This window comes from uncultured Sulfitobacter sp. (assembly GCF_947500075.1).
Taxonomy (GTDB): domain Bacteria; phylum Pseudomonadota; class Alphaproteobacteria; order Rhodobacterales; family Rhodobacteraceae; genus Sulfitobacter.
Map to the genome: position 1 here is coordinate 188,129 of NZ_CANMQS010000007.1, position 18,972 is coordinate 207,100.

Consider the following 18,972-nt stretch of genomic DNA (forward strand, 5'->3'; position numbering starts at 1 on the left):
CCTGGCCCCTCTTTTTGGCCAAAAATATCCCTGCGCAGCGGACACCCCAAGCGCCACGCCGCTGGTGCAGCCCCTACAAAGACATCGCCCCCACACTGCCACCGCCGCAAACATAAAGCGTCTGCCCGGTGACAAACCCGTTCTCCGGGTCGCAGAAAAACAAAAACGCATTGGAGATATCGCGCACTGTCCCCAACCGCCCCACCGGAATGCGCTTGGCCAAGTCCGCCTCCCGGTCGCTGCCTTTGGGGATGATGCCCCAGAAGTTATCCGTCTGCACCGGACCGGGCGACACCACATTCACCGTGATCCCATGCGGCGCCAGTTCCAGCGCCCAGGTCCGCGCCATCCCGATGATCCCCGCCTTGGTCGCCGAATAGGCGGTGCGCGTGGGCACCCCCAAAGCCGCGCGTGAGCCGTTGAACATGACCCGCCCGAACTGCCGCTCCTTCATCGACGGCAAACAGGCCTGGAGCAGCGTCAGCGCCGACCCCAGATGCAGCTGCGTCAGCCCCGCCAGATCGGCGGGCGTCGCCTCCTCCACCAGATTGGGCCAGATCATTCCGGCATTGTGCACCAGATGCGACACCGCATGCGCGGCGGCAATTTCCGCCCCCGCCTGCGTCACGGCATCTGCATCCAGCAGGTCCACTTCCACATGCACCAGTTTCGCATCCGACCACTCCGGCGCGCCGCGTGAGAGAGAGACCACAGTATAGCCCTTCCGGATCAGCCGCTGCCCCAGATCAGCACCGATGCCCTTGCTGCCCCCCGTGATCAGTGCGGTGTATTCCGTCATGCCATCACCATCGCCAGCACCCGCAGGGGGCTGCCTGTCCCGCCTTTGATCTTGAGCGGCGGCGCGATCAGCAGCGCACCCGTGGGCGGCAACAGATCGAGGTTGCACAGACATTGCAGCCCGAACTTGCCCGCGCCATGCAGCATGTAATGCGCAGGATAGGGCGGCGTGTAATGCATCCCCTGCCCCGCATCGGTGCCCACGGTCTCTGTCCCGAACCCGCGAATGTCACGCGCCAGCAACAGTTCAATCGCCGCAGGCGTCGGCCCCGGCGAATGCGCGCCGTCCTGAGCCATGTTGAGGTAATCCGCCCCGCTGCGTTTGGACCAATCCGTGCGCATGAGCACCCATGCGTCTTTCGGGATCATGCCATGCTGCGCTTCCCAGGTTTCGATGACCTCCGGCGTCAGTTCAAAATCATCGTCCCGCGCCGCGCCGTCGGAGCAATCAATCACCACCACCGGCCCGACAAATGCCCCCGGATCAATCTCATCCACCGCCCCGTTCGGCACATCCTTGCCGGACACCCAATGAATGGGCGCGTCAAAATGGGTGCCGGTATGTTCGTTCAGCGTGATGTTGTGCCACTTCCACGCAGGCCCGCGATGATCATAGGCGCTGACCTCCTCCATCCGGAACCGCGCGCATTGGCCGAACTCCGGCGGCAGCACGATCACCGGAAAATCCGGGTCGAGCGTGTGGGTCAAATCCACAATCCGCGCCGTACCCCTGGACAGGGCTGCTGCCACTTCTGAAACTGCCGTGCTCATGCCCCTGCCCCCGTCAATTCACGCTCCAACAACAGCGCGTTGTCCTGCCACCGCGCGTAGACATCCCGCGCGACATCGCCGCAGGTGACCTCCTCCAACCCGTCAACCAAACCCTGCACCACCGACCGCGCCAGTGCTTTCGGCGTGACCTTGGGCGGGGGCAGCGGCTGGAACCACGGATCGTCCTCTCCCGGTCCCGCATAGACGTTCATCACCCGCAGGCCCGACGCCCGGAATTCCGCCCGCAGGCTTTGCGAAATCGACCGCGCCGCCGCCTGCGAGGCGCCGAACGCGCCATAGCCTGCGTCCGGCACCAACGCCTGCACCGACAGGATATTCACAAAGGCCGCGGCCGCATTGGTCCCGTCCTGCACCCGCGCTGCCATGCCCGGTCCAAACCCCTGCGCCAGCCGCATCAGGCCTAGCGTGTTCACCTCCATCGCGTCGCGGGCGAATGTCGTGTCGTTCCCAAGCACACCACCGGGCCGGGTAAAGCGCGCGGTGTTGATCAGGATATCGACCTTGCCACCAATCTCCGCACTCAGCTTTTGCACGGAAGACACATCCGTCACATCCAACGGCAGGAGGGAGACGTCTTCCATCGCCTCAAAAGCCGCCCGCGCAGGCCAATGCCGCCAGGCCTCCGGCTCTCCCGCGAACACATGTGCCGCCCCTGCGGCCAGCAAAGCCTCCGCCAAAGCCAAAGCCACCGGCGACCGCGCGTCAGAGATCAGCACCCGCCGGTGTTTGGGATCACAGGACATCGCCCGCAGCACAGGATCATCTTGCATCACATCACTTCCTTCCAGCGGCAGCGCGACCAACACGCCCTGCCCCGCCCTATCCAGTTTCAGCGCCATGCGCACGCTGTCGCCCCGCGCCACTTCGCCATGCAGATGGCAATTCAACATCGGCCCCGCGTCCAGCTTCACCGCCCCCATCCGCCATGGCATCCGCTCGCGGAAGTATGGCTCAGGTGAGACGCGGATGGTGGTTTCGGCCATGAGCCTGCCGGAGGGGTCCACATCCTGCCATGCCAGATCGTGCGACAGGCATTTCACACAGGCATCGCGCGGCGGGTATTGCACCGCCTGACATTCCGCACAAACCTGCAAGCCAAACCGCCCTTGCGCCGCCATCGCACCCAACCCCAACGCTGCGCGACTGCGCGTTGCAGGCGGCAACAACGGCGTCGGCGTGCGTTTCTGCGGGTTCTTCTTCGGCGGGGGTGCCAACGGTTCCGTCATGTGCCCGCCCCCTCGATCACTGCGGCGGCAGAACACAATCCCCGGTCATAATTGATCACCCCAAAGCCTGAGATTGCCGCCCAACGCGCATCCGGCACCTGCGTCGGCCCTGCGGTCCCCGTCACCTGCCGGATTGCTTCGACCAGCCCAAGGTATCCCCCGGCCGCCCCCGCCTGCCCGACGGAGAGTTGCCCCCCAGAGGTGTTGTGCGGGAAATCACCGCCAATGGTCAGGTCGTGCCTGGCCACAAACGCGGCACCCTCGCCCTTGGCGCAGAACCCCAGATCCTCGAACTGCATCATGCAGATGACCGGATAGTCGTCATAGGTCTGCAACAGGTCGATGTCTTCCGGGCCATGCCCCGCCATCTCCCACAGCTCATCCACATCCACCGCCCAGCCTCCGCGCAGTTGGATGGGATCGTCGGGGAAGGCATTGGTGCGCTCAATCGTGGAACGGATGCGGGCGAAAGGCAGACCTTTGGCCACCGCCATGTCTTCGCGCATCATCACAAAGGCCTCGGCCCCCGCGCAGGGCATGACGCAATCAAACAGACCAATCGGGTCGGAGATCATCCGCGCATTCATGTAGTCGTCGAGCGTCAGAGGTTTCTTCATCAAAGCCTGCGGGTTCTTCAGCGCATTGGCCCGCTGCGCGACGGCGATCTGGCCAAAGGCCTCACGCGGGGTGCCAAACTCCGCCATATAGGCGTCCTGCAACAGCGCGAAACTCGCATTGGGGCCGCCAAATCCATAGGGAAAGGTCGCATCCATCGAAAAGCGCGAAAACGCCGACAGCAGATTGCGAAAGCTGTCGATGCGGTTGGTGTCGCCGGCCACACAGGCCACCACATCCACGTCCCCCGCCTGCACCGCCCGCGCGGCCCGGCGCATTGCGGCCACACCGCAGGCCCCGCCCATCGGCACGGTATCCAGCCAGCGGGGCGACAGGCCCAGATGCTGGGTCAGGCCCACGGGGGTGTCGGGCGCAAGGGTGAAACTGGAGACGGAAAGCCCGTCCAATTCAGGCGGCGTCATGTCGATGATCTTGAGCGCCTCCCGCAGCGCGCGGGCGATCCACCAATGGGCCGTCTCATTGGTATAGCGCACGTAAGGCACCGAAACGGGTGCGGTCAGCACAACGCCATCATAGGGCGCGCGCCTCACGCAGCGGTCCGCTTTTTCAGGGGGCGGGTGTCGATGGTGCCGGGGTCGTCCAACAGGTCTGTTGCCATTTTCTTGAGTTCACCGCGCTGTAGTTTCTGCGTTGCAGTAACCGGCAGGCTGTCGAGAAAAGCAATATATCCCGGTGCCTTATAGTACGCCAACTGGTCCAGACACCATAAGGTGATGCGTTTTGCGAGCTTAACATAATCTGTCCCCGCGGGGACAGCCTCGTTTTCGGCAAGCACGATACAGGCGAAAACCTCATCCCCGCGCACCGCATCCGGCACCGCCGCGACGGCCACCTGCGCGATGCTGGGATGTTTGGCCAAGACCGATTCCACTTCGACCGCCGCGATGTTTTCACCTGAGCGGCGGATGACGTTTTTCTTGCGGTCGACAAAGTACATCGTCCCATCCGCGGCGCGCCGCACGATATCGCCGGTGTGAAACCAGCCGTCTTTCCACGCCTCTGCGGTGGCTTGCGGGTTCTTGAAGTAGCCGGCAAAGAAACCGCGTCGCGGGTCCTCCCCAGCCGCCCGCACCAACAGCTCCCCCTGATCGGCATCTTGGCCCTGATCATCGACCAGCCGCGCCTCGACCTTGTCATCCGGCGCGCCGATGCAACTTGTGCCCACATTGCGCGGTTCGCGATTGGCGCAGATCGTGCCGCCTGCGCCGGTTTCGGTCATCGCCCACCCCTCGCTGAGGGGGAAGCCAAAGCGATCTTCAAAAGGTGCATGCAGTTTCGGGTCGATGCCCGCGCCAAACCCGAAGCGGACGCTGTGATCACGGTCCTGCGGGGACGGGTTCGCCCCCATCAGCATCGATGGCATCACGCCAAGGTAGTGCAGGCAGGTGGCTTTGCTGTCGCGCACAGACGCCCACCACGTGCGCGGATGGAACCGGTCGAGTGCGGTCAGGCAACCGCCCACGGCCACCATCGCCATAAAGGAATAGGCCATGGCGTTCATGTGGAAGATCGGCAGCGGGGTGATCATCCGCTCGCCATCCGTGTTGAGCGCGCAGATGCCGGTGGCAGTGCTGTACCAGCGGCCCGCTTCGATGAAATATGCGTTGGTGAGGATACAGCCCTTGGGCTGGCCGGTGGTGCCGGAGGTATAAAGGAGGGCCGCTTCCGCGTCGCGGGCGGCGATGGCGTCTTGGGTGATCGCGTTTGGAAGTGCCGTCCCCAAGGGGACAACAGGCATGGCGCTGCCCGCTTCACGCGCGGCGTTGCGCAGATCGCCCACACGGGAAGGGATGGAGATGGCAAGAACCGGTTCGGCATGGCCGATCATGTAAGCCAATTCGGCCTGCCTCAGATCTGGGTTCACCGGCACCACAGAAATGCCCAGCGCGTTACACGCCAGCCACCATAGGAAATAGTCCGGACGGTTTTCCAGCAGCAACATGACGCGCTGGCCTTTGACGTAGCCTGTCTCCATCAACTGCTGCTTCTGTGCCGCCACGATTGAGGAAGCCTCGGCATAGCCAATCTCTCCATCGTCGATGCCATACACCCCGGCAGTTTCCGGCAGCACGTTCAGGAACGGGCGCTCCGGCCAGCGCGCGGCGCTATCCGCAAAGGCGTCAAATACGGTTGCGGCGGTGATCATGGCAGCAACTGGATATTGCGAAACGCCGCGTCGCAGTTGAGGATGTCGACCCGCTTGTTCGCGATCCTGAGCGCGCCATCCACCAGCGCAAGATCATGCCGCGCGGTCAGTGCCAGCAGTTGCTGTTCGTCCAGCCGCGTCTCCACATAGTGCATGGAGGTGTTGGTCACGAAGGTATCGCCGTTCATTTCGTCCACGAAGGGGCGCTGGATGACATGGTGGCAGCGGCTTTTGGGTTTCTGGCTGAAGGTGCGCGCGCCGTTCAGGCGTTCGACCCGCAGTTTGAGCATGAACATGTCCTCATAGAGCAGCGACGTCTCGTTGATCGGATCGGCCTGTTTGTAATCCAGCGGCATCCAGTAGTGGCCGTCTGGGAGCCAGAGGGCGAGCCATTCGGTGTAGCGCCCTTCGTCCAGCATGCGTGCTTCGTCGTAGATGAAGTCGATCAGTTGATCCTTGGAGACGCTCATTCCGCCGCCTCCTGCTGTGCTGTCTGGTCATACAGCATGAACTTTCGCCAGGCATCGAACTGGTTGCGCATCTGGCGTTCGGTGGTGCCGTTCAGCACCGCTTCTTCGCTGAAATCCTCGTCCTCTTCCAGCAACCGCTGGATGTTGACCCATTCCATGCCGTCCACATGCAGCCCTTCCTGCGCGCGTTCGTACATTTCCAGATCGTCATGACCCACGATGGAAGTGGGCGCGTTGATCATGCGGTTGTACATCGCGGTGCGGGCGGTCAGCTCATCCGGAGCGCCCACCAAACGGTAGATGTAGCTTTCCACGATGGTGCGGTCAGCGGCTAGCGGGATGAAATTACGCAACTGCTGGATCGGGCCTTTGATCATGATGTTGGGGAAGTAGACGGTGTTGTGCCGGTTCTCGTCGAGAATGGCTTTCGCCTTCTCCTCGCCATAGGTTTCCGCCATCGCTTCGAAATAACCGGGGATGGCGGAGTAGTTGGAGTGGATCGAATGGTTCACGCCGGTGTGGCCGTGGCCGTTGGGCCAGGTGCGGATGCCCATGCCTTCGAAGAATTCGTAGGGCGACATGAAGGGCGCGATGATCTCCATCGCGGGGGGTTTGGGGGCGTCTTCGGGCAGGCCGAGTTCCTCGTAGAGTTTCACGGCGGTGCCGGCGGAGCTTTCGTGGGCCACCATCGGGTGGCAGGTGTCGGTCTGGTTTTCGACCAGCATCTTCCAGTTGCAATGGTGCAGATAGCGCAGCGGGGGCCCGACAACTTCGAGCCGTCCCTCCGGGGACCGGTCGACCATGTTGTCGAGGGAGGACAGGCTGTCGCCGAAGAATTCCTCGAAGCTGATGCCTTCCTCCGCCAGCCGGGCGAAGATGAAGCCGCGATAGTTGTGCACGGCACCAACGGCTTTCATGCCTTTGCCGCTGGGGGTGTCCTCCAGCCCGGTGCCTTCGTAGCCTTTCTTCAAAGGGATCGCCAAAAGGCAGCCATCGGTTTTGAACGACCATGCGTGGTAGGGGCAGCGGAAGAATTTGCCGGTATTGCCCTGCCGGTCGATGACGATCTTGGTGCCCTTGTGCGGGCAGCGATTGTATAAAACGTGGATGTCATCGGGTTTGTGGCGCACCTGTATGACGGGTTGGTCGCCGACCTGGGTGGCGAAGTAATCGCCTTTGTTCGGCGTCTGGCTTTCGTGGCCGACGAAGACCCAGGCATTGGCGAAGACGTGTTTCATCTCCAGCTTGTAGACGTCGGGGTTGATGTAGACGTCGCGGTGGACCTGATTTGGCTGCACCAGATTGGCAGCGGCGGCGGGGTCTCCGGTGTAAATGCCCATGTCGTTCCTCCCTCAGATATCCAGCACCAGACGCGCGGATTTCGCGCGGCTGACACAGATTTGCATGACGTCGCCTGCGGCGCGTTCGGCCTCGGACAGGACCACGTCGCGGTGATCGGGTTCGCCTTCCAGCACGTCACATTGGCAGATGCCGCAATCCCCGCGCTGGCAGTCGTACATCACGTCGACGTCGTTTTCCTCCAGCACGTCGATGATGGAGCGGCCCGGCGGGATGGTAAAGACCGAGCCGTCGTTGATCTGCACCTCGAAGGCGGTGTCACCTTCCTGCGGCGCGGCGGCTTCGAAAAGTTCGAAGTGGATGCGATCTGCGGGGACGCCTGCGGCTTCGGCCTTGGCGCGGGCCGCGTCGATCATGCCGCGCGGGCCACAGACGTAGAGGTGGGCATCGCCCAGGGTGGCGATCAGGGCGTCGAGGTTGAGCGCGCTGGCGTCGTCGTCGCAATGGAGCGTGAAGGCTTCGCCCAAGGTTTCGGCGAGTGCCGTGCGGTAAGCCATGATATCCGCGCTGCGCCCGGCGTAGTGGAAGCGGATGTTTTGACCAGCGTCCTTCACCGCTGCGGCCATGGAGATCAGAGGGGTCACGCCGATCCCACCGGCCAGAAGCAGTGCATCTGTGTCGGGTGTGACCTGGAAATCGTTCTTGGGCTGGGAGATTGTCAGGGCATCGCCCGCTTGCAATTCATGCATCGCAGCGGACCCGCCGGTGCCATCGTCCTCCCGCTGGACAGCGATGGTATAGCTGTCGGGGGAAGCGGACACAGGGGTGAATGAGATCAGCGAATAGGATCGCGTGCCCTCCGCAATCTCTACATCGATATGCGCCCCGGCCTCCCAATCCGGCAATGGCCCGCCCGCAGCGGCGCGCAGGCGGAAGGCAGAGATCCGGTCGGTCAGCGGTTGCACATTGTCGACAACGGCGTCAATTTTGCCCATGTGAGATCCTCCGTTTGAAAGAATATGAATTTTCATATAACTTTGGTCAAGAGGGTTTGTGAAACCGATCAACCACGGGATCCATAAGAAGGGGCATCCATGACTGCACAGCCTGAACCCACGGCGCGCCCCGGATTTGTCTCGGACTACCTGCTGTATCTGTTGGCGGCGGCAAGTGACGGGGCCAGTGCGCAGTTTCATGCGCAGGTGCGCAAGGCCGGGTTGCGGGTGCCGGAGTGGCGGGTGCTGGCCTGTCTGCATGATCGTGACGGGGAGATGATCACCCAGCTGGCGCGGATTGCCTTGGTGGAACAGTCGCGCCTGACGCGGATTATCGTGCAGATGGAAGACCGTGGGTTGGTTGTGCGGCAGAGCGATCCCCACGATGGGCGGCGCGTTCGGGTGTTCCTGACAGCGTCGGGCCGGGAGGTGACGCAGGCGCTGGTGCCGCAGGCCAGCGCCCATGAAGCGGCGCTTCTGGCCCGGTTGAAACCGGAGGATGCAGCAAGGCTCAAGCCAATCCTGCACGCGCTTTTGGAAATGCTGGAGCAGGACACGCCAGAGTAGCGCGTGGCAAGAAAACTGTTTTCAAGCCTTGGGAAATGGGCTTATATGAAAACGCATATAACCACCGAAACGCGGCGAGAGACCGTGAAGATCAAGAAAATCAAACCTCTAGGGAGACACACCAGATGAGTAAATTCACCAAGATTCTCAGCAGCGCGGCCTTTGCCGTCTGCACCGCCACCAGCGCCTTTGCTGCCGATACGATCACGATCTCCACCTGGCTGCCGCCGACACATCCGGTGAACACCGGCATGTTCGCGCAGTTGAGCGAGATGATGGCGGAAGCCACGGATGGCGCCGTAACAACGGAATTGAAGAGCGGTCTGGCGTCCCCGCCTGCGCAGATGGATCTGGTGCTGGATGGGGCGGCGGACGTGGCGATCCTGTTCCACGGCTACACACCGGGACGTTTTGTGGGCACCAAGCTGGTGGAAATCCCCGGCTATGACGGCAATGCGGAAGCCTCCTCGGTTGCGCATTGGCGGGTGCATGAGGCGATGCTGGCCGAGCTGGATGAGCATCGCGGCGTGAAGGTGATCGCGCTGACCACGCATGGTCCGGGGCAGATCCACTCCAACAAGGAAGTGTCGTCTCTGGCTGATCTGAACGGGTTGAAGACCCGTCTGGGCGGTGGCGTGTCTGCGGATGTCGGCGCGGAACTGGGTCTGGTGGGCATTCAGGTGCCGGCGCCCAAGGTGTATGAGACGCTCGATTCCGGTGCGGCGGATGCGGTTGCGATGAACCTGGGGGAGCGGATTGGTTTCAAGCTGAACGAAGTGGCCAAGAATGTGTATGAGATGCCCGGTGGTTTCTATCGCGGGTCGTTCTCTGTCATCATGTCTCAGGAGAAATTCGACAGTCTGCCTGCGGATGTTCAGGCGGCGCTGGACGGAGAGGTCTTTGGCGAACCGGCATCGCGCATGATGGGTGCGGTCTGGGACGCGGGCGATGAAGCGGCGCGCAAGATGACCATGGAAGCGGGCGACAACAAGATCGTTGAGGCCAGTGCCGAAGATCAGGCGGCTTTCGCGGCGATGGCCGAGAAGGTCCGCGCCAAGATCATTGCCGAAGTCACAGCAGCGGGCGTTGATGGTCAGGCGGCTTACGAGATGATGGTCAAGGAGATGGCTGCCGCCTCCGGCAGCTGATCCGACCTGATGACACGCGGGCGCGCCGGTTCTGGCGCGCCCGTTTCTTTAGCCCTGCGGAACGCCCTATGCACCCGGCCCTTCGTCTCATTCAGACCCTCGCCAAATTGCCGATGTTCGTGGCGAGCCTCGCGCTGTTTGCACTGATGTGCCTGACGTTCGCGGATGTGCTGATGCGGTCGATGTTCAACGCGCCGATTGAAGCGGCGACGGAACTGATCCGCATGGGGATTGCGTTGATTGTCTTTGCTGCCCTGCCGGTTCTGTCCGCCACAAATGCGCATATTGCGGTTGATTTGATGGATGGGCCGTTTCGGCGGTTCAAACTGGATCGCTGGCGGGATGCCTTCATCGCGTTGGCCTGTGCGGCGATGCTTTGGTATCCGGCCGGGCGCATTGTTGATCTGGCGGAACGCGCGCGGGGCTATGGGGATGTGACGGAGTATCTGTCGATTCCGACGTTCTATGTGGGCTATTTCATTGCGGTGATGACCTATATCACCGTGGTGGCCTTGGTGGGCCGGGGACTGCTGCACCTTTTCGCCCCGCACCTTTTGGAGACCCGGCATGTTTGAATCCGCACTGGGGTTTGTTGCGGTCTTTGTGCTGGTCCTGCTGCGCATCCCGATTGCCTTTGCGATGGGTTTTGTCGGCATGGTCGGGCTGATGTATGAGACCAGCTACCGCGCGGCGATTTCCATGGTGGGGCGGCTGATCATCGACACCTCGCAGGACTACGGGTTGAGCGTGATCCCTCTGTTCATCCTGATGGGTTTGTTCGTGAACAAGGGCGGGATCAGCAAGGAGCTGTATCAGGTCTCCAACGCCTTTCTGGGGCACTTTCGCGGCGGGCTGGCGATGGCGACGATTGTGGCCTGCGGTGGGTTTGCGGCGATTTGTGGCTCGTCCTTGGCCACGGCCGCCACGATGTCCAAGGTCGCGATGCCGGAGATGCGCAAGTATGGATATTCCGACAAGCTGTCGAGCGCGTCGATTGCCTCCGGTGGTACGCTGGGCATTCTGATCCCGCCGTCGGTCATTCTGGTGATTTATGGTTTGCTGACGGAAACCTCCATCGGGAAGCTGTTTGTGGCGGGGATCATTCCGGGGTTTCTGGGCATTCTGTTCTACCTTGCCGCTGTGCGCCTGACAGTGGCGCGCGATCCGGCTTCCGGCCCTGCCGGGCCGCGTGCGACATGGGGGGAACGTTTCAGCGCGCTGAGCCATGTCTGGGCGGTGCTGTTGCTGTTTTTCCTCGTGATTGGCGGGCTCTATGGTGCGCTGGATTTCTGGCCGCTGCACCTTGCGTTTTCGCCAACCGAGGCGGCGGGCATGGGCGCGATGGGTGCGTTCCTGATCGCGCTGGCGCGGGGCGGGTTAAGCTGGAAGGACATGCGGGAGGTGTTGGGGGAAACGACGCTGACAACCGCGTCGCTGTTTTCCGTGTTGATTGGGGCATGGGTGTTTTCCAACTTCGTGAACCTTGCCGGACTGCCCGAGGGGTTGCTGGCGCTGGTGACATCGCTCGATCTGGGGCCTTGGGTCGTGATGGCGCTGATCATGGTGATCTATCTGGCGCTGGGGTGCATTTTTGAAAGCATGTCGATGCTGCTGCTGACGGTGCCGATTTTCTTTCCCCTGGTTACGTCACTGGGGTTTGATCCGATCTGGTTCGGGATCGTGGTTGTGGTGGTGATTGAGATCAGCCTGATCACCCCGCCGGTGGGGCTGAATGTGTTCATTCTGAAAGGTGTGGTGGGCGATGTGTCCACCGGCACGATCTTTCGCGGGGTGACGCCGTTCTGGCTGATGGACATCCTGCGGCTGCTCTTGTTGCTGGCCTTCCCGGCGCTGGTGTTGTTCCTGCCCAACCAGATGTAGCCCAATTTTTTGGCGCTCGTGTCCAGCGCTCCGTTAGGGTGCGTCTCCCTTTCCGTTAAGGTGCGTTTCCCTTTCCGTTAAAAAGACCGCCACCGGGCGCTTTACCCCATTTGGAGGATGGCAAAGGCCTGCCTGCCTGCCAGTCTGTTACCCATTCCCCGTGGTCGCAGACAGGGATCAGGAAAGGCTCGATATTTCCGGGTCGGTTTTCCCCTCCTCGCACCACTGACGACAGATATTTCAGGTGCGGATTTTTTGATGATTGAAACCCTTTTTCAGGACACGCCAACAGTTGTTCTTTTTGGCATTCTGTCCGGTGTGCTGAGCGTTTTTGCCTATATTCCCTACATCAAGGACACCATCGCGGGGCGCACCAGACCGCAGCGCGCCTCATGGCTGATCTGGTCGGTGCTGAGCACGATTGCGCTGGTGTCACAGATCCACGAAGGGGCCGGCCCGTCGCTGTTGTTTGCCGGGGTGCAGGTGTCCTGCACGGTTTTGGTGTTTGGGCTGTCAAGCTGGGTGGGCACGAACAACAGGTTGCGCCACACGGATCATCTGATCTTCATGGCAGCCGGGTTCGGACTTGTCTTGTGGTACTTCACAGAATCGGCGGCCTATGCGCTGGCCGTCACGATCAGCATCAGCTTGCTGGGTGGGGCGGCGACAGTCGTCAAGACCTACCGCGATCCGGGGAGCGAGACATCCGTGACCTGGGTGGTGTCCTTTGTCGCATCGGGGTTTGCGCTGTTGTCGGTGGGCAGCTTTGACCCGGTGCTGCTGGCCTATCCGATGTATCTGTTTGTCCTGTATGGCGCGATCCTGGCGGCAATCGGTCTTGGCCGGGTGCGCCTGCGTTCCCTTGGTGCGGCATCCGCGCGCAAGGACGTGCCCGTCACGGCACAGGCCCATCCGCAGATCGTGACCCCTTGGCCAGAGACATCAGAGTTTGAAGAGACCCTCTATGCGGCCAATAAACCAACACCCGTTGCGGGTTTCAGTGAGGCGCACCACCGCTAGGCCTGTGCGAGGGCTTCCATGATCGGCACGAAGTCAGCGGCCTTGAGCGATGCGCCCCCGACCAGCCCGCCATCCACATCGGCGAGGCCAAAAATCTCTGCCGCATTGCCCGGTTTAACGGACCCGCCATAGAGTACCGAAAGCGTGGCCCCCTCGGGCAGTTGTGCGTCCAGCATCGCGCGGACCTCTGCGTGGACGGCCTGAATTTCATCCGCCGTCGGGGTCAGCCCGGTGCCAATGGCCCAGACGGGTTCATAGGCCAGAACAGTGTTCTGCGCCGTGGCCCCTTCGGGCAGAGAGCCTGCGATCTGCCTGCGGAGCACGTCCAGCGTGCGGCCTTCCTCATATTCCGCGCGGGTCTCTCCGATGCAGATGATGGCGGTGAGGCCTGCGGCCCATGCGGCCTGCGCCTTGGCGGCGACCTGATCGTCGGTTTCACCATGATCGCTGCGGCGCTCGGAATGGCCCAGGATGACGAAATCCGCGCCGGCATCTGCCAGCATCCCGGCAGAGGTGTCTCCGGTATGCGCGCCCTGGGCTGCCGCATGACAATCCTGCCCGCCCAGCGAAACCCTGTTGCCTGTCGCACGGGTCAGGAGGGTTGCGGGCAGGCCCAGCACTGTCTCAATCCCGGACAGACCCGCTGCCGCCTGTCCAATCGCCACCAGTTCGGGCAGGTCGCCGGAGGTGCCGAACATCTTCCAGTTGCCAGCGGCGATCTTGCGTCTTTGGGTCATGGACAGGGCTCCTTGGGCGGGTTCAAAACGGCCCCGCCTTTATGGGTCACATCCGGGCCCGCGTAAACCGACGGGGTGAGGTCAGGGCCGATCCTCTTCCTTGAGGTTGAGCAAAGCCATGCCGCTGTTGCCAAGGTCAACGGCCGCAAATGGGCCACCATGCAGGAAGTTTGCCGGATCTTGCGGATCAAGGGGGCCTGCTTCGGCGTAGATTTCCTTGGCGAATTGTTCGGCGTTGTCCTTGGGGCGGTAGCCCAGATGCGCGGCACCGCTGTTGTCGACCGGCGCGCGGTCGTTGTTCGACACGCCATAGATGATGGAGAAACCCGTGATTGGCGTGTCGACAGACCGTGTGACCAGCTGGATCAGGTCATCATAGCTGAGCCAACTGCCCACCGCGCGGGGGTTTGTGACCTGCGCACAGCTGAGGATGCGCAAGCAGACCGCTTCCAGCCCGCGTTTGTCCCAATACATGCTCGCCAGATCTTCGGCAAAGCACTTGGCAAGGCCATAGAAGGTGTCCGGCCGGTGCGCCGCGTCGATGCCGATACATTCGTTCTTGGGATACATCCCAACCGCGTGGATGGAGGAGGCATAGACCACGCGGCGCAGGCCATTGCGGTGCGCGGCTTCCCAGATGTTGTAGGCGCCGATGAAGTTCGGGCCGAGCAGTTCTTCAAAGGGGGCCTCATCCACGATGGCGCCGAAGTGCACCACCATGTCGGCGCCCTCCAGCAAAGACACCATGGCGTCGAAGTCCGCCAGATCGGCTTTGACGTAGGTTTCGTTGGCATGCAGATCGCTGATGCTGTCGGCGATATCGGTGGACACCAGCGTGTCGCACATCTGCGACAGGGGCGCGCGCAGGTGAGAGCCGAGACGGCCGGCAGCACCGGTGAGGACGAGTTTTTTCATGGGCGGGATCCTTGTGAGCATTGCGACAAGCGACATCTGCGCGGCTGTCGTTGTTGTTTTCACGTGAAGAAGACATCAGTGGATGCAAATTGCCAGTCCTTTTCCGCCATCCGTCGGGGTCAGGGCGCGGAAACCTGTCCCGCGCCCCTTGCGGGTCGAAGCGTGTTGACGCACCTTCCTGCCAGCATCGCGGCGAGGAGGAACAAGATGGCCAGACTGACCGAAGCGGCGAAGGGGGTTTTTGTCATCTCCGTGACGCCGTTCACGCCGGAGGGGGCGATTGACTGGGCCTCGCTCGACCGGGTGACGGATTTCTATCTGGATGCGGGGGCCGACGGGCTGACCATTCTGGGCATCATGGGGGAAGCGGGCAAGCTGACGCCGGATGAATCCTCGGACGTGGCGCGCCGGGTGATCAAGCGCGCCGGGGACGTGCCGGTGGTTGTTGGCGTGTCCTCGCCCGGATTGGCGGCCCTCACGTCGCTGTCGGCGCAGGTGATGGGCATGGGGGCTGCGGGTGTGATGGTGGCCCCGCCCGGCACGTTGAAGACCGATCCGCAGATTCATGGGTATTATCGGGGTGTAGTGGAGGCGCTTGGCCCGGACACGCCGGTGGTGTTGCAGGATTTTCCGCTGACAACGGGCGTACACATCAGCGACGATGTGCTGGGGCGGGTCATTGATGAACTGCCGTCGATCGTGATGCTGAAACATGAAGACTGGCCGGGTTTGAGCAAGATCAGCAAACTGCGCGCTGCTGAAGCTACAGGGCGGCGGCGCATTTCGGTCCTGTGCGGGAATGGCGGCAGTTTCCTGCCGGAGGAAATCGCGCGCGGGGCAGACGGTGCGATGACCGGCTTTGCCTATCCGGAGATGATGGTTGAGGTGTGCAGGCAGATGGCGGCGGGTAACGCAGATCGGGCGCAGGATCTGTTTGACGCCTATATGCCGCTGATCCGGTTTGAGATGCAGCCGGGGCTGGGATTGGCCGTGCGCAAACATGTGCTGGCCCGGCGGGGGGTCATCGCCTCTGCCGCGGTGCGATCGCCCGGTGCGATGCTGGATGCGGTGACGGCGGCGGAAGTGGATCGGTTGATGGACCGCCTGCATGCGAGGCTGGCAGAGTTGGGTGTGCAGATGCCGCCCCTTGGAGGTGCTGTATGAGCAAATTGCTGATCACGCGCCCCTTGCCGGACAGGGTTGTGGCCGCCGCGCAGGAGACCTTCGATGTCGCGCTGCGCCCGCAGAACACTCCGCTGAGCCCGGCAGAAATCGCCGAGGCATTGAGCGGGTATGACGCGGTTCTGCCAACGCTGGGGGATCAGTTCACCGCAGAGGCCTTGCAGGGCGCACACCGGTGCCGGATCCTGGCGAATTTCGGGGTGGGGTTTAACCATATTGATGCACAGGCCGCGCGGGCGGCAGGGGTTGTGGTGACCAACACCCCCGGCGCGGTGACAGATGCCACAGCGGATATTGCAATGACCCTGATGCTGATGACCTGCCGCCGCGCGGGCGAAGGCGAACGCATGGTGCGGGCGGGCGCATGGGAAGGTTGGCATCCCACGCAACTGCTGGGGATGCATGTGACCGGCAAGCGGATTGGCATTGTCGGGATGGGGCGGATCGGCAAGGCCATCGCGCAGCGCGCGCAGGCCGGGTTTGGGATGGAGGTGGTCTTCTACAACCGGTCCCCGGTTACAGATCTGCCGTTTCCGGCGCGGCAGCTGCCTGATCTCGCGTCCGTCCTGGCGGCTGCGGATGTGGTTGTGCTGGCTGTTCCGGCTACCCCGCAAACCCATCACCTGATCGATGCGGCGGCCCTGTCTGCGATGTCAAAGCACGCCTTTCTGATCAACATCGCGCGGGGCGATGTGGTGGATGAAGCAGCGTTGATCGACGCCTTGCAGCACGGCGCAATCGCCGGGGCGGGGCTTGATGTCTATGAGCTTGAACCCAAGGTGCCAGCCGCACTTGTGGCGATGGAGAACGTCACGCTGCTGCCGCATCTGGGGACCTCGGCGCTGGAAGTGCGCGAACAGATGGGGATGATGGCGGTTGACAACCTGAAGGCCTTCTTTGCCGGACAGACCCCGCCAAACCGGGTCTAATGCGGCTTTCCCGCCTGTAACTGCGGTTGTTTCAACGCCAGCAGCGCAGCGGGGACCTTTGGTATGGTGAACCGAAACACGCTGCCGCCGGACGGCGGGCAGGAGACAAAGATCTCCCCGCCCCATGAGGTGACGGTTTTCTGAATGAACGCGAGACCCAGGCCGAACCCCTCCTTCGTGGTGCTGAGCCGCTGGAATGGCTCAAAGATGCGGGCGCGGTGGGCGTCCGGGATGCCGGGGCCGTCATCCGCCACTTCGATGACAACCCAGTTGCCTTCGCAGTGTCCGGTCACGCGGATCGACCCTTCTTTGGCGTTGTGATGTTTGGCAGCGTTGGAGATGAGATTGCGCAGGACGGTGTCAAATGCGGCGGGCATGAGGGTCACTTCCGGCATGTCCGACGCGACCTCCACATCGAAACTGGCGGGAATGCCGGCCAGTTGGAGGATGGCGGGCAGACGGTCTCTGGGCTGGAAGCGCCGGGGTAATTCGTTGTCCTGATCTGTCTGGGCCTGTTCCAGCAGATCGCCCACCAGCTGGGTCATGCGCCCGCACAAGGTCCGCATGATGTGGAGGTTCTGCGCCACATCGCCGGGATAGGCCTGCATCGCCTCTGACATGTCTTCTTCGATAAAACCAAGCAGCGCGGATTGCTGTAGCAGCGGGCCTTTGAGATCATGGGCGGCAAGCGTGCTGAAACGCTCAAGCTGTTCGTTCACCGTTTCCAGCTTGGTCTTTTGTTCCCTGATCAGCTCCGCCTGATCATAGAGCCGCGACATGTCCACCCGCACAGAAGCATAATGATGGGCACCAATGCGAAAATCAGCCGCTTCGAACACCCGCCCGGCGACGGATCTGATCATCCGCCGAGTGGTCTGCCCCGTCGTCAGTTTTCTGAGCATGCTGTCTGCCATGTCTTCGGCTTCCTCCTTGGAGGGCATCGCGGCAATGCTGCCATCCATGTAGCATTCCGCGATCAGGGCACGGTAGCCGACGCCGTTTTCCATCCGGTCGACCATGGTAGGGAAGGCCCGGAAGAAGCCAGTGTTCCAATGCACCGCGCGCAGATCCTGATCAAAGATCACGATGGCCGCGTCCACTGCGTTCAGCGCATCAATCAGCAAGCGGCTTTCTTCGGTTTCCTTGCTGAGGCGCTTTGCCCGTCGCGCGTGGACAAAACTGCCACGCAGAGCGGCAAGCGTGGCCAAAGCCAGAAAGACAAAGGCGAGGCTGCCCCACAGGATGATCTCCCGCTCAATCGGGCGGGTGGGGACGCCAAACCATATCTCATCAAGCGCGCGCAGTTCGGCAGGTGACAGGCCCTGCGTGATCTCGTCTTCCAGCGTCGACAAAAGGCCGGGCTGCGACGGGCTGACATAGAACACAAAGGGAAACCGGGCGAGCGGCGGCAGGACTTCCTCGACAAGCGGGTCGATCCCCATCAACCGCATGCGCGCGTGAAACCCGTCCGATGGGGCAATGACGGCATCGACCTGTTCGGTCATCATCGCCATGATGAGCCTGTCCAGATTGGGTTGCTCTACAACCTCGGCAAAGGGGACCGCATCGACGAGCGACATGCCAACTGATCCAGACACAACACCGATGCGCTGTCCGGAAAAGCTGGACGGGGTGCGTGCCGCATCTGCCTTTTTGGCAAATATCACCGCACTGAGCGCGCCAACAGATGAAGTATGCCCTGCCAGCTGCGCGCGCGCCGCCGTCTGACCCAGCAGCGCGGACATGTCAGCCTCCCCCCGGTTAAGAAGGTCGATCACTGATGCCGGGTTTGGTGCGGCAATGGCCTGCAAACTGCGCCCTTCGGGTTCGAGAAGACGGCGGGCCAGATCAATGGCCAACCCCTGCGCCGTCCCATCCGGGCCGGTAAAGGAATAGGGTGCAAATTCAGTATAGGCGAGCCGTACCGGCGGTTCGGCCTGCCGTTGCGCCATGGGTTGCGCGGGATTCAGCATGCCGGTGACAAGAACAGCTGTCAAAACAAGGGCTTTCAGGACCCATTGCACAGGGCGAAACGGCTGCCCTTCGAACGTGTGGGGAGGCGTTTCAGGGGGCATACATCTGGGTTCCATCGCTTGGTCTGTCGGCGCTGTCAGAACGGAGCCGACACCCCATCCCGACAGCCGTGCGACCACCTATCGCAGCAATTGTTGGAGAGATGGTTAACCCCGCGCAACACGGACAGGGCTTGCGTCCACAGGCCAGCGGCTGTC

At 62.2% G+C, this 18,972-nt stretch carries 18 protein-coding genes; 7 read left to right on the forward strand and 11 right to left on the reverse strand.

Features of this window, described 5'->3' with window-relative positions:
• Nucleotides 1-73: 73 nt before the first annotated feature.
• From Q1A91_RS19880 to Q1A91_RS19915, 8 genes are read right to left on the reverse strand one after another with little or no spacing between them, the layout of a single operon-like run.
• Complete coding sequence (locus Q1A91_RS19880) at nt 74-799, reverse strand: SDR family oxidoreductase (RefSeq protein WP_299881831.1); 726 nt, start codon at nt 797-799, stop codon at nt 74-76.
• Entirely contained in the window at nt 796-1,569 is a 774-nt protein-coding gene (locus tag Q1A91_RS19885; RefSeq protein ID WP_299881833.1) for a cyclase family protein, read from the reverse strand. The genes Q1A91_RS19880 and Q1A91_RS19885 overlap by 4 nt, the downstream gene beginning before the upstream one ends.
• Nucleotides 1,566-2,816 (reverse strand): SDR family NAD(P)-dependent oxidoreductase, encoded by a 1,251-nt coding sequence (locus tag Q1A91_RS19890; protein WP_299881835.1) that lies wholly within the window; start codon nt 2,814-2,816, stop codon nt 1,566-1,568. The genes Q1A91_RS19885 and Q1A91_RS19890 overlap by 4 nt, the downstream gene beginning before the upstream one ends.
• Nucleotides 2,813-3,982, reverse strand: a complete 1,170-nt coding sequence (locus Q1A91_RS19895) for a thiolase family protein (RefSeq protein WP_299881837.1) — start codon at nt 3,980-3,982, stop codon at nt 2,813-2,815. The genes Q1A91_RS19890 and Q1A91_RS19895 overlap by 4 nt, the downstream gene beginning before the upstream one ends.
• A complete protein-coding gene (locus Q1A91_RS19900) occupies nt 3,979-5,598 on the reverse strand; it encodes an AMP-binding protein (RefSeq protein WP_299881839.1) in 1,620 nt (539 codons plus the stop codon). The genes Q1A91_RS19895 and Q1A91_RS19900 overlap by 4 nt, the downstream gene beginning before the upstream one ends.
• Nucleotides 5,595-6,068 (reverse strand): aromatic-ring-hydroxylating dioxygenase subunit beta, encoded by a 474-nt coding sequence (locus Q1A91_RS19905; protein WP_299881841.1) that lies wholly within the window; start codon nt 6,066-6,068, stop codon nt 5,595-5,597. The genes Q1A91_RS19900 and Q1A91_RS19905 overlap by 4 nt, the downstream gene beginning before the upstream one ends.
• Complete coding sequence (locus tag Q1A91_RS19910) at nt 6,065-7,408, reverse strand: aromatic ring-hydroxylating dioxygenase subunit alpha (RefSeq protein ID WP_299881843.1); 1,344 nt, start codon at nt 7,406-7,408, stop codon at nt 6,065-6,067. The genes Q1A91_RS19905 and Q1A91_RS19910 overlap by 4 nt, the downstream gene beginning before the upstream one ends.
• A 12-nt stretch (nt 7,409-7,420) precedes the next feature.
• Nucleotides 7,421-8,362, reverse strand: coding sequence for a PDR/VanB family oxidoreductase (locus Q1A91_RS19915; protein WP_299881845.1), 942 nt, complete (start codon nt 8,360-8,362; stop codon nt 7,421-7,423).
• Nucleotides 8,363-8,461: 99 nt separating this feature from the next.
• Between Q1A91_RS19915 and Q1A91_RS19920 the strand changes: the two genes are divergently transcribed.
• The 5 genes from Q1A91_RS19920 to Q1A91_RS19940 all read left to right on the forward strand — a co-directional run bounded on the left by Q1A91_RS19920 (nt 8,462) and on the right by Q1A91_RS19940 (nt 12,978).
• Nucleotides 8,462-8,929, forward strand: coding sequence for a MarR family winged helix-turn-helix transcriptional regulator (locus tag Q1A91_RS19920; protein ID WP_299881847.1), 468 nt, complete (start codon nt 8,462-8,464; stop codon nt 8,927-8,929).
• A gap of 125 nt (nt 8,930-9,054) precedes the next feature.
• Nucleotides 9,055-10,077, forward strand: coding sequence for a TRAP transporter substrate-binding protein (locus Q1A91_RS19925; RefSeq protein ID WP_299881849.1), 1,023 nt, complete (start codon nt 9,055-9,057; stop codon nt 10,075-10,077).
• Between the two features lie 68 nt (nt 10,078-10,145).
• Nucleotides 10,146-10,652: a TRAP transporter small permease gene (locus tag Q1A91_RS19930; RefSeq protein ID WP_299881851.1), complete on the forward strand. Its 507-nt coding sequence runs from the start codon at nt 10,146-10,148 to the stop codon at nt 10,650-10,652.
• The gene (locus tag Q1A91_RS19935; protein WP_299881853.1) at nt 10,645-11,958 is read left to right on the forward strand and encodes a TRAP transporter large permease; all 1,314 of its coding nucleotides are present in this window, start codon (nt 10,645-10,647) and stop codon (nt 11,956-11,958) included. The genes Q1A91_RS19930 and Q1A91_RS19935 overlap by 8 nt, the downstream gene beginning before the upstream one ends.
• Nucleotides 11,959-12,216: 258 nt before the next feature.
• Entirely contained in the window at nt 12,217-12,978 is a 762-nt protein-coding gene (locus Q1A91_RS19940) for a hypothetical protein (protein ID WP_299881855.1), read from the forward strand.
• On the opposite strand, the gene tpiA is transcribed toward Q1A91_RS19940, so the two are convergent.
• Together tpiA and Q1A91_RS19950 are read right to left on the reverse strand one after the other, a co-directional pair.
• Complete coding sequence (gene tpiA / locus Q1A91_RS19945; RefSeq protein WP_299881857.1) at nt 12,975-13,715, reverse strand: triose-phosphate isomerase; 741 nt, start codon at nt 13,713-13,715, stop codon at nt 12,975-12,977. The genes Q1A91_RS19940 and tpiA overlap by 4 nt on opposite strands.
• Nucleotides 13,716-13,796: 81 nt before the next feature.
• On the reverse strand, nt 13,797-14,630 hold the full coding sequence (locus Q1A91_RS19950) for an NAD(P)-dependent oxidoreductase (protein ID WP_299881859.1): 834 nt from the start codon (nt 14,628-14,630) through the stop codon (nt 13,797-13,799).
• A 207-nt stretch (nt 14,631-14,837) separates the two neighbouring features.
• Here Q1A91_RS19950 and Q1A91_RS19955 point away from each other — a divergent pair, with 207 nt between their 5' ends.
• Complete coding sequence (locus Q1A91_RS19955; RefSeq protein WP_299881861.1) at nt 14,838-15,794, forward strand: dihydrodipicolinate synthase family protein; 957 nt, start codon at nt 14,838-14,840, stop codon at nt 15,792-15,794.
• Nucleotides 15,791-16,741 (forward strand): D-glycerate dehydrogenase, encoded by a 951-nt coding sequence (locus Q1A91_RS19960; protein WP_299881863.1) that lies wholly within the window; start codon nt 15,791-15,793, stop codon nt 16,739-16,741. The genes Q1A91_RS19955 and Q1A91_RS19960 overlap by 4 nt, the downstream gene beginning before the upstream one ends.
• Here the strand turns inward: Q1A91_RS19960 and Q1A91_RS19965 are convergent.
• Nucleotides 16,738-18,714: an ATP-binding protein gene (locus tag Q1A91_RS19965; RefSeq protein ID WP_299881865.1), complete on the reverse strand. Its 1,977-nt coding sequence runs from the start codon at nt 18,712-18,714 to the stop codon at nt 16,738-16,740. The genes Q1A91_RS19960 and Q1A91_RS19965 overlap by 4 nt on opposite strands.
• Nucleotides 18,715-18,972: the final 258 nt, after the last annotated feature.

Excerpts from the sequence above, each read along its gene's own strand:
- Q1A91_RS19880 (WP_299881831.1), bottom strand. The coding sequence starts at position 799 with ATGACGGAATACACCGCACTGATCACGGGGGGCAGCAAGGGCATCGGT.
- Q1A91_RS19885 (WP_299881833.1), bottom strand. The coding sequence starts at position 1,569 with ATGAGCACGGCAGTTTCAGAAGTGGCAGCAGCCCTGTCCAGGGGTACG.
- Q1A91_RS19890 (WP_299881835.1), bottom strand. The coding sequence starts at position 2,816 with ATGACGGAACCGTTGGCACCCCCGCCGAAGAAGAACCCGCAGAAACGC.
- Q1A91_RS19900 (WP_299881839.1), bottom strand. The coding sequence starts at position 5,598 with ATGATCACCGCCGCAACCGTATTTGACGCCTTTGCGGATAGCGCCGCG.
- Q1A91_RS19905 (WP_299881841.1), bottom strand. The coding sequence starts at position 6,068 with ATGAGCGTCTCCAAGGATCAACTGATCGACTTCATCTACGACGAAGCA.
- Q1A91_RS19910 (WP_299881843.1), bottom strand. The coding sequence starts at position 7,408 with ATGGGCATTTACACCGGAGACCCCGCCGCCGCTGCCAATCTGGTGCAG.
- Q1A91_RS19915 (WP_299881845.1), bottom strand. The coding sequence starts at position 8,362 with ATGGGCAAAATTGACGCCGTTGTCGACAATGTGCAACCGCTGACCGAC.
- Q1A91_RS19920 (WP_299881847.1), top strand. The coding sequence starts at position 8,462 with ATGACTGCACAGCCTGAACCCACGGCGCGCCCCGGATTTGTCTCGGAC.
- Q1A91_RS19925 (WP_299881849.1), top strand. The coding sequence starts at position 9,055 with ATGAGTAAATTCACCAAGATTCTCAGCAGCGCGGCCTTTGCCGTCTGC.
- Q1A91_RS19930 (WP_299881851.1), top strand. The coding sequence starts at position 10,146 with ATGCACCCGGCCCTTCGTCTCATTCAGACCCTCGCCAAATTGCCGATG.
- Q1A91_RS19935 (WP_299881853.1), top strand. The coding sequence starts at position 10,645 with ATGTTTGAATCCGCACTGGGGTTTGTTGCGGTCTTTGTGCTGGTCCTG.
- Q1A91_RS19940 (WP_299881855.1), top strand. The coding sequence starts at position 12,217 with ATGATTGAAACCCTTTTTCAGGACACGCCAACAGTTGTTCTTTTTGGC.
- tpiA (WP_299881857.1), bottom strand. The coding sequence starts at position 13,715 with ATGACCCAAAGACGCAAGATCGCCGCTGGCAACTGGAAGATGTTCGGC.
- Q1A91_RS19950 (WP_299881859.1), bottom strand. The coding sequence starts at position 14,630 with ATGAAAAAACTCGTCCTCACCGGTGCTGCCGGCCGTCTCGGCTCTCAC.
- Q1A91_RS19955 (WP_299881861.1), top strand. The coding sequence starts at position 14,838 with ATGGCCAGACTGACCGAAGCGGCGAAGGGGGTTTTTGTCATCTCCGTG.
- Q1A91_RS19960 (WP_299881863.1), top strand. The coding sequence starts at position 15,791 with ATGAGCAAATTGCTGATCACGCGCCCCTTGCCGGACAGGGTTGTGGCC.
- Q1A91_RS19965 (WP_299881865.1), bottom strand. The coding sequence starts at position 18,714 with ATGCTGAATCCCGCGCAACCCATGGCGCAACGGCAGGCCGAACCGCCG.